Origin of the sequence: Kaistia geumhonensis, from assembly GCF_030815145.1 — a bacterium.
GTDB classification, from domain to species: Bacteria; Pseudomonadota; Alphaproteobacteria; order Rhizobiales; family Kaistiaceae; genus Kaistia; species Kaistia geumhonensis.
Genome location: NZ_JAUSWJ010000001.1, coordinates 2469897 through 2483527, shown reverse-complemented (window position 1 = coordinate 2483527; position 13631 = coordinate 2469897). Strand labels below are relative to the sequence as shown.

General features: G+C 65.7%; 13 protein-coding genes. 6 read left to right on the top strand and 7 right to left on the bottom strand.

Annotation, left to right across the window (positions count from 1 at the left end):
* Positions 1-48: 48 nt before the first annotated feature.
* The 6 genes from QO015_RS11800 (at position 49) to QO015_RS11775 (ending at position 6417) form a co-directional block, all read left to right on the top strand.
* Positions 49-1464, top strand: coding sequence for an ABC transporter substrate-binding protein (locus QO015_RS11800; protein WP_266279231.1), 1416 nt, complete (start codon positions 49-51; stop codon positions 1462-1464).
* A gap of 67 nt (positions 1465-1531) precedes the next feature.
* Positions 1532-2434 carry a carbohydrate ABC transporter permease gene (locus QO015_RS11795; protein ID WP_266279233.1) on the top strand — a complete coding sequence of 301 codons (903 nt, stop codon included), beginning with the start codon at positions 1532-1534 and terminating at the stop codon, positions 2432-2434.
* A 53-nt stretch (positions 2435-2487) separates the two neighbouring features.
* A complete protein-coding gene (locus QO015_RS11790; RefSeq protein ID WP_266279234.1) occupies positions 2488-3315 on the top strand; it encodes a carbohydrate ABC transporter permease in 828 nt (275 codons plus the stop codon).
* Between the two features lie 10 nt (positions 3316-3325).
* Complete coding sequence (locus QO015_RS11785; RefSeq protein ID WP_266279235.1) at positions 3326-4390, top strand: ABC transporter ATP-binding protein; 1065 nt, start codon at positions 3326-3328, stop codon at positions 4388-4390.
* An 85-nt stretch (positions 4391-4475) separates the two neighbouring features.
* Positions 4476-5843 carry a substrate-binding domain-containing protein gene (locus QO015_RS11780; protein WP_266279236.1) on the top strand — a complete coding sequence of 456 codons (1368 nt, stop codon included), beginning with the start codon at positions 4476-4478 and terminating at the stop codon, positions 5841-5843.
* Positions 5844-5862: 19 nt separating this feature from the next.
* A complete protein-coding gene (locus QO015_RS11775; RefSeq protein WP_266279237.1) occupies positions 5863-6417 on the top strand; it encodes a MarR family transcriptional regulator in 555 nt (184 codons plus the stop codon).
* A gap of 29 nt (positions 6418-6446) precedes the next feature.
* On the opposite strand, the gene QO015_RS11770 is transcribed toward QO015_RS11775, so the two are convergent.
* The 7 genes from QO015_RS11770 to QO015_RS11740 all read right to left on the bottom strand — a co-directional run bounded on the left by QO015_RS11770 (position 6447) and on the right by QO015_RS11740 (position 13408).
* Positions 6447-7727, bottom strand: coding sequence for a metal-dependent hydrolase family protein (locus tag QO015_RS11770; protein ID WP_266279238.1), 1281 nt, complete (start codon positions 7725-7727; stop codon positions 6447-6449).
* Positions 7728-7980: 253 nt separating this feature from the next.
* Positions 7981-8730, bottom strand: coding sequence for an SDR family NAD(P)-dependent oxidoreductase (locus tag QO015_RS11765; protein WP_266279239.1), 750 nt, complete (start codon positions 8728-8730; stop codon positions 7981-7983).
* 10 nt (positions 8731-8740) lie between these two features.
* The gene (locus QO015_RS11760; RefSeq protein ID WP_266279240.1) at positions 8741-9601 is read right to left on the bottom strand and encodes an NAD-dependent epimerase/dehydratase family protein; all 861 of its coding nucleotides are present in this window, start codon (positions 9599-9601) and stop codon (positions 8741-8743) included.
* 32 nt (positions 9602-9633) lie between these two features.
* Positions 9634-10611, bottom strand: a complete 978-nt coding sequence (locus QO015_RS11755) for a polysaccharide deacetylase family protein (protein ID WP_266279242.1) — start codon at positions 10609-10611, stop codon at positions 9634-9636.
* A 39-nt stretch (positions 10612-10650) separates the two neighbouring features.
* On the bottom strand, positions 10651-11490 hold the full coding sequence (locus QO015_RS11750) for an ABC transporter permease (protein ID WP_266279243.1): 840 nt from the start codon (positions 11488-11490) through the stop codon (positions 10651-10653).
* Positions 11491-11528: 38 nt separating this feature from the next.
* A complete protein-coding gene (locus QO015_RS11745) occupies positions 11529-12314 on the bottom strand; it encodes an ABC transporter ATP-binding protein (RefSeq protein ID WP_266279244.1) in 786 nt (261 codons plus the stop codon).
* A 38-nt stretch (positions 12315-12352) separates the two neighbouring features.
* The gene (locus QO015_RS11740; protein ID WP_266279246.1) at positions 12353-13408 is read right to left on the bottom strand and encodes an ABC transporter substrate-binding protein; all 1056 of its coding nucleotides are present in this window, start codon (positions 13406-13408) and stop codon (positions 12353-12355) included.
* Positions 13409-13631 lie beyond the last annotated feature (223 nt).

Here is a 13631-nt window from a genome sequence, read left to right as displayed (position 1 = left end):
GGCCTCGCCGCCCATCGGGCGCGGGTGATGACATGACGGCACCCGGGCATGCATGGCCCGGATCGGCTCGCCCCGCCGCCCCGACGCTCCTCCCCGGGGGGCGGCGGGGTTCGCTTCCCCCTGTTCTGGAGCTGTCCCTTGACGAACCAAAAGTCGAATGGTCCTGGGTTTTCCCGCTTGAACCGCCGCCAGCTGCTGCAAGGCAGCGCTGCGCTCGGAGTTGCCGCTGCGGCGGGTGGCGTGGCGTCGCCCGCGCGCGCCGAAGAAAAGGTCAAGCTGACGGTCTGGGCCTGGACGCCCAGGACGCAGGAAATGGCCGACCTCTACATGAAGAAGAATCCGAATGTGGAAGTCGTCGTCGAGAATGTCGGTCAGGGTGCACCACATTACGTGAAGTTGCGCAACGCCATCACAGCAGGAACCGGCCTGCCGGATGTGGCGCTGATCGAGTTCAACTCGATCCCGAGCTTTCGCGCGCTGAATTCGCTCGCCGACCTGTCGCCGAACCTGCCGGCGGGCTTCGGCGATCAATACATGGACTGGACTTGGGCGGCCGTGAGCGACGGCGGCAAGGTCTTCGGCTTGCCGTGGAACAGTGGGCCGATGGCGCTGCTCTATCATGCCGATGTGCTCGACCGGTACGGAATTGCCGTGCCCGAGACCTGGGAGGACTTCGCCGAGCAGGCGAAGAAGCTGGCCAAGGCGGCGCCGGGGACCTATCTCGCCAATTTCGGTGTCGATCCCGGCTGGACGGCGGCGGTGCTCTGGCAGGCCGGCTGGCGGCCGTTCCGGACCAACGGAACGGAAATCGAAATCCGCATCAACGACGACATCGCGAAGAACTGGGCCAACTACTGGCAGGCGCTGATCGACGCCAAGGCGGTCGACACCAAGCCTGCCTGGACGACCGAGTGGTTTGCAGCACTCGACAACGGCACCTACGCCTCCTGGGTGACGGCCGCCTGGGCGCCGGTCCTGATGGAACAGGCGATGAAGAAGAGCTTCGGGAAATGGCGCGCCGCGCCGATGCCGCAATGGCAGAAGGGCGGCAAGGTGGCGTCCAACTGGGGCGGCACCGTCTTCTCCGCGTTCACGACCACACCCAACCTCAAGGCCGCGACCGATTTCGCCGCCTTCATGTCGGCCGATCCGGAGGTGGCCCGCTTCTGGTTGACCGACGTCTTCCTGTTCCCGGTGCTGACCGAACTCGTCGATGACAAGGTTCTGATGGGGCACAAATACGACTTCTATGGTGGCCAGCCGGTCAACGAAGTCTTCGCCGAAGCCCTCAGTCAGGTGGATCCGAGTTTCGAGTTCGCCCCGTTCCAGGATTACGTGAACCTGCAGATCGAAGACAATTTCGCGCAGGCGATCGCCGGTCGCGGCACGCTCGCCGATGCCTTCGACCGCATCCAGGATGCCGTCGTCGCCTATGCCGGCGACCAGGGCTACACGGTGAAATGAGGTCGGCCCCCGGGGCATGCGATCGCTTGTCCCGGGCCTGACACTCAGGGTCACGGGAGAACCAAGAGTGACACGTTCCCTCGCCGGGCATCGGCCGCGGGTCATCATCGGCAAGAAGATGGCGCCTTATGTCCTGCTTCTGCCGTTCATGCTGGTGTTCGTCGCCTTCCTGATCGTGCCGATGATCTATGCCTTCAATCTCAGCCTCTACAAGACGGCGATGGTCGGCGGCACGCGCTTTGTCGGTTTCGACAACTACGCCCGCGCCTTCGTCGATCCGAAGTTCTGGTCGGGGGTCTGGCTGCTGGTGCGCTTCGGCTTCATCCAGATGCCGATCATGCTGTCGCTGGCGCTCGCCTTTGCGCTGATCCTCGACAGCGGCCTCGTCTATGCACGGGGGCTCTTCCGCGTGGCGTTCTTCCTGCCCTACGCCGTGCCGGCCGTCATCGCGACGCTGATGTGGGGCTATCTCTACGGCCCCGCCTACGGCCCGCTCTCCCAGATCGCCACCTTCCTGTCGCTGCCGAAGCCGGACTTCTTCTCGGAAGGTTCGATTCTGGGCTCGATCGCCAATATCACGATCTGGGAATACACCGGCTACAACATGATCATCTATTTCGCGGCGCTGCAGGCGATCCCGACCGATCTCGAGGAGGCCTCGAAGATGGACGGCGCCAATGCGTTCACCTATGCGGTGCGCATCAAGCTGCCAATGATCGTCCCTATGATCGTCGTCACCGTCATATTCTCGATCATCGGGACGCTTCAGCTATTCAGCGAGCCTTATCTCATCACCAATCTCGCTCGGAGCGTCATAAACAGCCACTTCACGCCGAATTACTATGCGTACACGCTCGCTTTCACGGCTCAGCAATACAATTATTCGGCGGCGATATCCTTCATGCTCGGCGCTGTCGTTGCCGTGTTCTCCTATGCCTTCATGCTCGCCAGCAATCGCGGGGCGCGCTGATGGGCATCGTGGGCAACACCGTCCGGTCCGCGAGATTCCGGCGCAGTCGATGGGTGCTCACCGCCATCCTCTGCATCTACCTCGTCTACACGCTGATCCCGATCTTCTATGTCGTCACCGCCTCAACCAAGACCAATGCCGATCTGTTCGGGACCTTCGGTCTCTGGTTTTCGGATGATTTCCATCTCCGGGAGAACCTCGTCGACCTTTTCAGTATCCAGGACGGAATCTTCCTGCGCTGGCTTGGAAATACGTTCTTCTACTCCCTGACCTCTGCGGTGGGGGCTGCCTTCTTTGCGCTGCTCGCCGGCTATGCCTTCGCCAAATACAATTTTGCGGGCAAGCGGCTGCTGTTCGCGCTGGTGCTCGGCGCCGTCATGATCCCGCAGACGGCGCTCGTCATTCCGCTCTATCTGCTGTTCTCGAAGGTGGGGCTCCTGAATACGCCGCTCGCATTCATTCTGCCTTCCCTCGTGTTCCCGCCCGGCGTGTTCCTGATGCGCGTCTATGTGGAGGAGGCCGTCTCGGACGAGATCATCGATGCCGGCCGCGTCGACGGCGCGGGCGAGCTTCATATTCTCTCGGGACTGACCTTCAAGCTGCTGATGCCGGGATTCGCGACCGTCTTCATTCTCGCCTTCGTCGCTGCCTGGAACAATTACTTCCTGCCGCTGGTGGTCATGTCGACCTCGGATCACTTCCCGGTCACGGTGGGCCTCGCCATCTGGTACGCCTCGGCGACGACCGGCAGCGGCGGCAATCTGCTCTTTACCGTCGTGATGGCCGGGTCACTGGTCTCGATCCTGCCGGTCATTCTCGCATTCCTGATCATGCAGCGCTTCTGGCAGGGCGGTCTCAGCGCCGGCTCGGTCAAGGCGTGAGGGGTTTTCCATGGCTGTCATCACGCTTACCGGCGTCACCAAATCCTTCGGGTCGGTCTCGATCATCAAAGGCGTCGATCTGACCATCGGCGACGGGGAGTTCGTCATCTTTGTCGGCCCATCCGGCAGTGGCAAGTCGACCCTGCTGCGCCTCATCGCGGGCCTGGAGGAGACCACGGGCGGACAGATCCTGATCGACGGGATCGACGTCACGGATCGCGGCCCGGCCGAGCGCGCGCTTTCGATGGTGTTCCAGTCCTACGCGCTCTATCCGACCAAGACGGTGCGCCAGAACATGAGCTTCGGCCTGGAGGTGGCGCGGCTGCCAAGGGACGAGATCGATCGCCGGGTCGATGCTGCCGCCGCCATTCTGAAGCTCGAGCCCTATATGGCGCGCAAGCCGCGCGCGCTCTCCGGCGGCCAGCGTCAGCGCGTCGCCATCGGGCGTGCCATCGTGCGCGAGCCAGTCGCCTTCCTGTTCGACGAGCCGCTCAGCAATCTCGATGCGGCGCTCAGGGTCGACATGCGCGTCGAGATCGCAAAGCTGCATCGTCGGCTTGCCGCGACGATGATCTATGTCACGCATGACCAGGTCGAGGCGATGACGCTCGCCGACAAGATCGTCGTGCTCGACGGTGGCGTCATCCAGCAGGTGGGTTCGCCGATGGAGCTCTATGAGCGGCCCGCCAACCTGTTCGTTGCGCAGTTCATCGGCTCGCCGAAGATGAACGTGATGCCCGCCTCGGCCGATGGCAGCGCGATCAGCGTTCCCGGCGGCAAGGTCCGCCTCGCCGCGCCGCCTCCGGCGAGGCTGGCCCATCTCGGCGCGCGGCCGGAGAGCATCGCCGTTACACCGCCCGGCCAGGGCGATATCGAGGGCCGGGTCGACGTGGTCGAACGGCTCGGTTCCGACACCTTCGCCTATGTCGCCGTGCCGGATGTCGGCGTGCTCACCGTGCGGATCGTTGGCAACGACACCGGCATCGCCATCGACCAGCCCGTCGGCCTCGCCTTCGATCCTGCGAGGCTGCACCTGTTCGACACGGGTGGTCAGACGGTGCCGGTCCCTTCCTGATCATTGTGCGAAACGCGGCCGCGCGCATTGACATGCGGTGTCAGGCGGCCTGAAGTCCAGTTGCTCACGGTTCTGGGAGGAGCGGATGAGCAGTCAGCGCAACGGTGTTGACGCCGCCATGGATCTGATGGCGGCATTGGTGAAGCATGGTCGCGGCTCGGGTGTCGAGCTCGCGGCGCAGCTGGGCGTTCCCCGTGCGAGCTTCTATCGCCTCACGCGGCTGATGGAGCGCTACGGCATCGTGCGGTGCGGGCGGGATGGCATCGCGCCCGGCACGCTGGCCCGGACCATGCTGAAGGCCCACAAGGTCGCGCAGGAGAACGAAGAGAAGCGCCAGCGTGCTCTTTTCGGCGAGCATGCGCCTGCGCTGCCCGGCGCCTTGCCGGCCGAACCTCCGCCGCTCGCGCGTCCAGCCCGCATCAAGCGCCGCAGGCGCTTCCGCATCGGCTTCGCCAATCGCGGCCTCACCAATGCCTGGCAGGTTGCGCTGGTGCACAGCATCGAATTCGCGGCATCGCGCCACTTCGAGGATCTCGATGCCGTGACGGTGATGCACGCCAATGACGACGCGCGGCTTCAGGAAGAGCAGATTCGCCAGATGGTCGCCGACGGCGCCGACGGCGTTCTGGTCAGCGCTGTCTCGCCGCGCCGGCTGGCACCGCTCACCGAAGAGCTGATCGCTGCGGGGAAGCCGGTGGTGCTGGTTGATCGCGGCGGCGTGCCCGACATGGCCTGCACCAGCTTCGTCACCTCCAACAACTGCGCGATCGGGCAGGTCACGGCGGAATGGCTGGCCCACCGCATCAAAGGCCGCGGCCGTGTGCTGATGCTGTGGGGGCATGTCGACGCGGAAGCCAGCCAGAGCCGCGACGCCGCCGCCCGGAGGGTCCTGTCGTCCTATCCCGATATCCAGGTCGTCACGACGGATGCGACCAATTTCGATCGTGATGCCGCCTATGTGGCGACCGCCGCTGCCATCGAGCGCTTCGGCTCCGGCATCGCCGGCGTCTGGTGCGACAGCGGCCTCAACAGCGTCGGCTCCATTGCCGCATTCCTTGACGCCAAGTTCGACGTCGGCCGCATCCCGCCCCATACGGGAGGCGACATCAACCTCTCCTACAAGCTGGCCGTCGGCTCGCGCGTGCCGCTCGCATCGGTGGACTATCCGCCGGCCATGGGCATCCGCGCCTTTTCCGTGCTCATGGCGGCGCTGCGTGGCGCCGCGGTGCCGGCCTATCTCGATGTGTGGTCCCGACTGGTCGCGACACGGGGAGGCAACGTACCGGATGGACACGTCGTCTGGGCCGACCAGCGTGTGCGCTGGGACATGCCCGACGATCTGGTCTTCGGGACAGGGCTCGGGCCGACCTACACCCCAGAGGCGTTCCGCGTGAACTATCCCGGCAACCTTAGAAATCGCTCGGCCGCATCGCGGCAGGATGTGGGCGCATGACGCGCCGCGGAGGCCGCCGGTGAGCGTTGCCGAGGCTGCGGGTCTGGCCGCTTTCAGCCGTATTCTGGCAGAGCTTGGCGAGGGCCAGTCGATGAGCATCAATGAACTCATCGCTGTCTGCCAGCTCCGGCGCTCGACCGGCTTCGACGTGGTCCGACGCATGGAGGCACGCGGCTTCGTCACGCGAACCACCGATGGACGCTATGCGCTCGGCCCCACCGCCGGCGCATTCGGCTATGCCGCGTTCGGCCTCGGCCCTCTTTACGAGACGGCGCAGGCCCTGCTCTCCTGGCTGCGGGACGAAGCCGACGCCACCGTGGTGCTGGAGGCGAGCGACGGCGCAACCTATACCAACCTGCAGACCTGGTCGGCGCCCTGGTTTCGCCGCGACCTGCCGGGCCTGTCGACCTTGCTGGTGTCCGTCGCGGCGCCAGGCGGGCAAGAAGTCGCGCGACTGCGGCTGCTGACAGGCCGTCAGCTCGACGACCGCGCGGTCGAGGAGACGCTGGCGCTGGCCAGAAAGGTGGCGGCACGACTCGGCGAGGCGCTGATGGACGCCGTGCAGCCTTCCTGACATGGCGGGCTCGGCCGCCCGATCTTCCGCTATGCCGCGGTGAAGCGGTGCTGCCTCGCGGGCTGGCTGCGCGGATCGCGATGCATTTCCCCGTCCTTCATGATCATGGTGAAGTGCGCGGGACCGACGAGAACGGACTGGTCGGCAAGCGGATCGCCATCAACCAGCAGGAGGTCAGCGAGCGCGCCGGGCCGGATGACGCCGAGTTCACCCCTGTGACCCATCAAGTCACCCCCCACCGCAGTGGCGCATTTCAGGGCTTCCGCAGGCGAATAGCCGAAGAACTTGACGAAATGTCCGATATCCCGCGCGTTCTGGCCCATCGGCGTGATCGTGAAGCCGTAGTCGCCGCCGACGACGACGCGCATGCCGCGCCGGCGCATCTCGTGATAGGTCGCAATCGTGTGCTCGAGCTTGCGCGGCAGTCCCATCCGCTCGGCGACCTCGCGCGTCAGCCCGACGACATCGCCCTCGAAGACCGAGTTGTGCACCAGGCCGAAGGCCGGACCGACGATGACGCGGTCCTTGGCGGCCTCGAGCATGTCGAGCGCCTCCTCATCGGCGAAGTCGCAATGATAGATGCAGTCCACCCCGGCCCGGACGGCGCGCTTCACCGACTCGGCCGCGCGGCTGTGGCAGGCGACGCGCTTGCCCCAATCATGCGCGATGCGCACGCCCTGGCTCAGTTCTTCCTGTGTCATCGAGATGATTTCGGCGCGGGCATGGCCGACGAATTCGTCGCCCGACACGTTGAACTTCACGTTGTCGACGCCTTCGCGGCAGCAGATCCGTACCGCCCGGGAGATCTCGTCGACGCCGTCGGCAATCATGCCGAAGCTCTCGAAGCTTGAATGCTGCTTGCGCTCGTCGCCCAGCCCGCCGGTGACGGTTATCTCCGGACCGGCCGCCTTGTAGCGAGGGCCTTTCAGATAGCCGTCCTCGATCTCCTGGCGGACGACCACGTCGATTCTCAATTTGGCGCTCGCCGCGGAATAGCAGGAGGTGAAGCCGTGATCGAGAATGAAGGTCGCATTGCGCATGGTGCGCAGCAGATGCTCTTCCGGCGGAATCTCGCCGAGGTCCTGGTTGCGCGCCGGCCCGACGAAGGAAAGATGGCAGTGGCCCTCGACCATGCCCGGCATGAGGAACCTGCCCCCTCCGTCGATCACCTCGGCGCCGTCCTCGGCAGTGATGGCATCCTGCCGCGCCACCTTCGTGATCCGGTTGCCATCCACAAGCACTTCGCCCTGATAGGGGCGATCGTCGATGGCGTCGAAGATGGTGACGTTCTTGATGTGGTATGCGGGCATTGTTGTTTCCTCCTCGCCGGCAGGCGTCTTTCGAGAGTACCGCCTGACGGGAGGGCCCGGACTGCAGGATCGAGCGCAAGTCCGGTATATGAGTCCACCGGGTCGAATTGAGGGACAGAAACGACTGGAAGAGCCAGTTTCATGCGATACTGCGGGCGACCTGCCACATCCCGGCCGAGGGTATTTGCACCCCATGCCAGGCGCCCCGCGTCGCCTCGGGCTTGGATCCTGACCGAAGGTTCGGCGACCGCTGCTACAGCATGACGTCGCCCGAGTTGGGACCGAGGGTCTGGCCGACATAGACATCGCCGCCCGGAGAACTCGCAAGGAGCAGCGCGGTCGGAGCGATCTCGAACGGCTCGGCCGCTCGGCCGAGCGGCAGCAGCGCCGCCGTGGCGGCAAGCGTTTCCGGGGCGAGGCCGGCGTTGAATGCAGTCAGGACGGGCCCCGGCGCGATGGCGTTCACGAGGATGTTGCTGCGGGCGACTTCCTTCGCGAGCGATTTGGTCAGCGCGATGACCCCAGCCTTGGCGGCTGCGTAGTGGCTGAAGCGGGGCGCCCCCTTCTGGCCGATCTGGCTGGCGATGTTGATGATGCGGCCGCCACCCCGGCGCTCCATCATCGGCAGCACCGACCGGCACGCGACGAACACCGCCGTCAGATTGGCGGCGAGGATCGCGTTCCATTCGGGCAGCGGCATATCGGCCAGCGCGCGCTCCGTAATGGCGCCGCTGCTGTTGACGAGGATGTCGATCCCGCCGAACCGGGCCTCGCAGCCCGCGACGAGGCGCGCCATCTCGGCCTCGTCGGCGACGTCGCATGCGGCGGTGAGGAGCCTGTCATCGGCAAGACCAAGCGTGGCGGTCACGGCATGCAGCGCGTCGGCCTTCCGATCGGCGAGGCAGAGACGCGCTCCCTCGCTTGCGAACAGTCTGGCAATCGCGCCGCCGATGCCGCCGCCGCCTCCGGTGATCAGTGCAACCTTTCCGTCGAGCTGACCCATCGAACGCTCCCTACACGAGGATGTTGGCGTCGCGCCGGATGGCGGCGACGAGGTTGTTGATCGCGACATCCATCGGCAGAAAGCCCGGCAGCGCAGCGTCTTCGAGCAGGCCCGACGCATCGAACCGGCGGCTGTAGATCGGCGCGGGATCGCTTGAAGCGACTCTCTCGAGCCGCGCGCCGGTCGCGCGTGCGACGAGCGCGGCGACCTCGCTCTCGCTCGCGCGGTAGGCGATCGCGTCATAGGCGGGGCGCGTCCCGTCGGCGACCGTGATGCCGGCAAGTGCCGCAGCGCAGTCGCCAGCCTCTATAAACGGCTCCATGACCCTCTCCGCGTACCGGACGACGCGGTCGCGCAGCGCCATGTGGACCATGGCGTGAATGGGGTTGTCGGTCTGCCGGCCACTGCCGAAGACAGAGCCGATCCTGACGATGGGAACCTCGAGATTGCCGTTCCTTTCGGCGAGACGGGCCAGCATCTCGCCGAAGCGCTTCGTGGCCCCGTAGAGCGTCAAGGGATCCGGATCATCGCCGGAAGGCGCGGCATGCGCCGCGACGGAGGAGGCGAAGACGACGCGCGCCGCGCCGACCGCCCGCGCGGCCTCCAGCACCGTCGCCGTTCCCTCGCCATTGATGCGAAGCACGAGGTCCGGCCGATCCGCAAGAAGCATCGGACCCGACACCGCACCGAGATGGAGGACACGCTCGGGACGAGTTCGGGCGAAGGCCGCGCGCACGGCCTCCGCGTCGATGAGATCGACCGGCTCGCCCGCCTCCGTCTCGAGGCCGCGCACATCGTGGCCGGCGGCGCGAAGCGCGGCGACCGCCCTTCGGCCGACGAATCCGCTATGGCCGGTAACGAGAACTCTCAAGGGATGAGTTCCATCCCGCAGAACCTGGCCGCTCACGCTTGGCCCGCCTCGCGCTCGGTCTCCTGGACGAAGCTGTCGTGATTGGCCGTGAACCATTCGGCGATGTCGCGTCGGCGCGCGATCCAGACGTCGCCGAGCGAGAGGACATACTCGATGAACCGGTGCAGGGCGGCGGTGCGTGCGGCCTGGCCCATCCAGTGGGCATGGATGCCGATGGTCATCATCTTCGGCCGCGTTTCGCCCTCGCGGCGCAGATAGTCGATGCCGTCGCGGCAATAGTCGAAGAAGTCCTGCGGCTTCGAATAGCCCTGCGCGATGATGAACCGGTGGTCGTTGTAGGTGCTGCTGTAGGGCACGATCAGGTGCCGCTTGCCGAGCACCTCGACGTAGTAGGGGAGGTCGTCGGCGGTCGAGTCGCAGTCGTAGAGGAAGCCGCCCTCCTCGACGAGAAGCTCGCGGGTCGCGAGCGAACCGCTGTGGCGGGTCTGCCAGCCGATCGGGCGTTCGCCGCAACTCTCGCGGATGATCTCGACGGCCGCGGCGATCCTTTCCTTTTCCTCCTGCCGCGAGAGGTTCCAGACCTCTTCCCAGCGATAGCCGTGCGACGCGCCTTCGTGTCCCGCCTCGCGGATATAGGCGCCTACCTCGGGATTGCGGGCATAGGCGACCGCGCAGCCCGAGAAGGTGCAGCGCACGCCGAGCTCGTCGAGCATGCGGGCGAGGCGCCAGACGCCGGCCCGGCTTCCGAATTCGGCCACCGATTCCTGCGCGAGATCGCGAAAGCGTGGATCGAGGGAATAGGGAAATTCGAAGATGCGGTCGTTGCGCCGATCGCCCGATGGCCACGACGCCTCGGCGCCGGACTCGTAGTTGAGCACGATGGCGAGCGCCGCCTTCGCTCCGTTGGGCCACCGCACCTTCAAGCCCTTGCGGCCATAGCCGACAAGGTTGCGACGCGGCCCGGGGCCGGGAACATCGCCGAAATCGAACAGCCGCGGATTGGCGGTCATGACGGATTGCCTTTCGATTGGGAATGAGGCGGCAGGCGTCTAGCCGCGCCGTTCCTGCCAGGCGAACATCCGCGCCTCGAGGGCAAGGAGCAGATAGTTGCTGGCAAGACCGAGCAGCCCGATGACGGCCGCCGCGAACAGCATGCGGTCGATCTGGAACCAGACGCGCGAGAAGTTGATCAGGAAGCCGAGACCCTCGTTGGCGGCGAGGAATTCCGCGCCGACGATCAGGAACCAGGCGGTGGCGAGCGCGATTCGGATGCCGACCATGATCTGCGGCAGCGCGGCCCTGAAGGTGACATGCCGATAGGTCTGCCAGCGGCTCATGCCGAGGCTGCCCGCCGCCTGGAAGAGGATGGGGTCGATGTTGCGGATGCCTTCGGCGGTCGAGACGAAGATGATGAAGAAGGCGCTGTAGGCGATGAAGACGACCTTGGTCGTCTCGCCGATGCCGAACCAGACGATGAAGATCGGCAGGAGGGCGAGGCTGGGCACGGGCCGCAGCGCCTCGATCACCGGATCGAGCACCGTGTCGGCCGCGCGACTGCTGGTCACGAGGAAGGCACAGACGACGCCGAGCGGGATGGCGACGCCCATGCCGCCCGCCACGCGTGCCAGAGAGGCAAAGACATGCACGAGCAACTCGCCCGAGGCGACGAGGTCCCACCCGGCCGCGGCGATGCGGAGCGGGGAGGGGACCAGGATCGCGTTATAGAGGCGGAAATGGTCGTTGAGACTGGCCGCGAGTTGCCAGAGCAGCACGAGGACGACGAGGGTGACGACCTTGCGCGGAACGACCGAGGCAATGCGGCGGAGGCGCAGCAGCCCCCGCCCGCCCAGATCGGACCGGCCCGCTCCGTTCTCGGCTGGTCTCGGCATGACATCTCCTCGCAAGGGCCCGGAGCTCGCTGTGTCGGTCATGACGCAGCCCTCTCGCCGGATTGCGTCTCCGCATGCTTGAGCCAACCATAGACGTCGCGCTCGAAGGCAACGACGGCGTCGCTCAGCCGGTCGCGCGGGCGGCCGAGCGGGCTTGCGAGGTCGGCGACGATGTTGCCGTGATCGCGGCCCAGGACGACGATCCGGTCGGCGAGCAGCACGGCCTCCTGAACGGAGTGGGTGACGAAGATCACCGTCTTCCGCAGGCCCTCCCAGATCGTCAGCAACTCCTGCTGCAGATGCTCGCGCGTCTGGGCATCGAGCGCGGCGAAGGGCTCGTCCATCAGGATGACCTGGGGGTCGGCGGCCAGCGTGCGGGCGATGGCGGCGCGCTGCTTCATCCCGCCCGACAGCTCCTTCGGGAACTTGTCGCGATGCTGCCAGAGGCCGACCGCACGCAGCATGCGCTCGGTCACGGAATCGCGGGTCGCGCGGTCCGCGCCTTTCGCCTCGAGGCCGAGTTCGACATTGCGGCGGACCGTGTACCAGGGGAACAGCGCATATTGCTGGAATACGATCCCGCGATCCGGGCCGGGGCCGCGCACCGGTTCGCCGCCGACGAGCACGCGACCTTCCGTCGGGGCCGCGAACCCCGCGACGAGATTGAGGGCCGTCGATTTCCCGCAACCGCTCGGGCCGAGCAGGCAGAGGAACTCGCCGGACGCCACCTCATGGGTGAAGCCGGCGAGAACCGTGTTGGCGGGCGCGCCGCGGCGAGGCGGAAACGTCTTGGAGACGTTCTGAAAGCTGACACTCTTCGACATGTGATTCCGGCTGTTGGCCAGCGCGCGTGCGTTTCGCGTCAGATCTTGACCGCGTCGGGCTTGACCTGCCTCAGGAGGGACAGATCGAGCAGTTCGCTCATCGGAGCGCCGGTGGTGAGATAGCCACGCGAGATCGCCCAGTCCTGGTAGACCGGGTAGCCGTCCATCAGCCGCGCATCGATGACCGTGTCATATTCGTTCTTGCTGAGGATGTCGGCGAGCCCGTCCTTCGGGATGCCGAGATTGCGGGCGATCGGGTCGACCGCCGCGTTGACATCCGTCGCGAGGAGGTCGTTGGCCTTGAGCACCGCCCGCATCAGCGCCGCGAGCGTGTTCGGCGAGGATTTGATGAAGTCGCCCGTCGTCGTCAGGCCGGTGGCGAGGTTCAGCCAGTTAACCGCCTTCGGATCATCGGCGCCGTCGACATAGGAACGGCTGCCGGTGAAGTAGGGGCGGCCGCCCATCTTGGCCGCGTTGCTGACATAAGGCTCCCAGCACGCCATGACGTCGATGTCGCCCCGCATCAGCGCGAGCGCCTGCTCCGGCGGCTCCATGTTGATGAACTGGAGGCTGCCGAAGTCGATCCCGTAGGCCTTGGTCATGTTGAGGATGGCGAGCTCGACGGCGGCGCCCTTGTACATGCCGATGCGCTTTCCGGCGAAGTCGGCCGGCTTCTCGATGCCGGAATTGTTTCCGATCACCACGCCCTGCGTGTTCGAGATGTCCGAGAGCTTCATGACCCACTTGAAGTCGAGGCCCTTTTCGCGCAGCGCGGCGACCTGCTCCAATGCCGAGGAGAGCACCTGGACCTTGCCGCTGGCGGCGAGGCTCGGCAGGTCCGGGCCGTTGACGGTGTAGTTCAGCGTGACGTCGAGGCCTTCGTCGCTGAAGTAGCCCAGCTCCTTGGCGAGGGCGAGCTGCGCCGAATGCTGCGGATCGCGAACGCTGATGATCTCGAGCGAGGTGACCTCCGGCTTGCCGCCCTCGGCGGCGAAGCCGCGACGCGGCAGAAGCGCGCCGCCGAAGGCGAGCCCGGCAGCCGAAATCCCGAGCCCGGCGAGGAAGGAGCGGCGGTTGGCAGCGAAATGGTCCATGTTGCCCCTGCGTTCTATTAGAAGAATTATGTTCTGGATGATGAATGATGTCTCTTTTGAATGCAAGCCGTTGATGGCGGTGAAATTTTGAGCAAACGGCGGAAAATGGGCCCAAAAATTGGATGCTTCGCGGTCGGACTAGCGTGTACGACGAAGGGCCTGCCGTCCGTTGCGCTTCCGATCGTTCTTCATATAGAATGAAGCGGCGAATTGGAGCCGTTGT

What these genes read in the sequence shown, in the direction of transcription:
- QO015_RS11745 (WP_266279244.1), bottom strand. Translation starts at nt 12,314, where the DNA reads ATGTCGAAGAGTGTCAGCTTTCAGAACGTCTCCAAGACGTTTCCGCCT.
- QO015_RS11740 (WP_266279246.1), bottom strand. Translation starts at nt 13,408, where the DNA reads ATGGACCATTTCGCTGCCAACCGCCGCTCCTTCCTCGCCGGGCTCGGG.
- QO015_RS11785 (WP_266279235.1), top strand. Translation starts at nt 3,326, where the DNA reads ATGGCTGTCATCACGCTTACCGGCGTCACCAAATCCTTCGGGTCGGTC.
- QO015_RS11770 (WP_266279238.1), bottom strand. Translation starts at nt 7,727, where the DNA reads ATGCCCGCATACCACATCAAGAACGTCACCATCTTCGACGCCATCGAC.
- QO015_RS11755 (WP_266279242.1), bottom strand. Translation starts at nt 10,611, where the DNA reads ATGACCGCCAATCCGCGGCTGTTCGATTTCGGCGATGTTCCCGGCCCC.
- QO015_RS11765 (WP_266279239.1), bottom strand. Translation starts at nt 8,730, where the DNA reads ATGGGTCAGCTCGACGGAAAGGTTGCACTGATCACCGGAGGCGGCGGC.
- QO015_RS11800 (WP_266279231.1), top strand. Translation starts at nt 49, where the DNA reads ATGCATGGCCCGGATCGGCTCGCCCCGCCGCCCCGACGCTCCTCCCCG.
- QO015_RS11780 (WP_266279236.1), top strand. Translation starts at nt 4,476, where the DNA reads ATGAGCAGTCAGCGCAACGGTGTTGACGCCGCCATGGATCTGATGGCG.
- QO015_RS11750 (WP_266279243.1), bottom strand. Translation starts at nt 11,490, where the DNA reads ATGCCGAGACCAGCCGAGAACGGAGCGGGCCGGTCCGATCTGGGCGGG.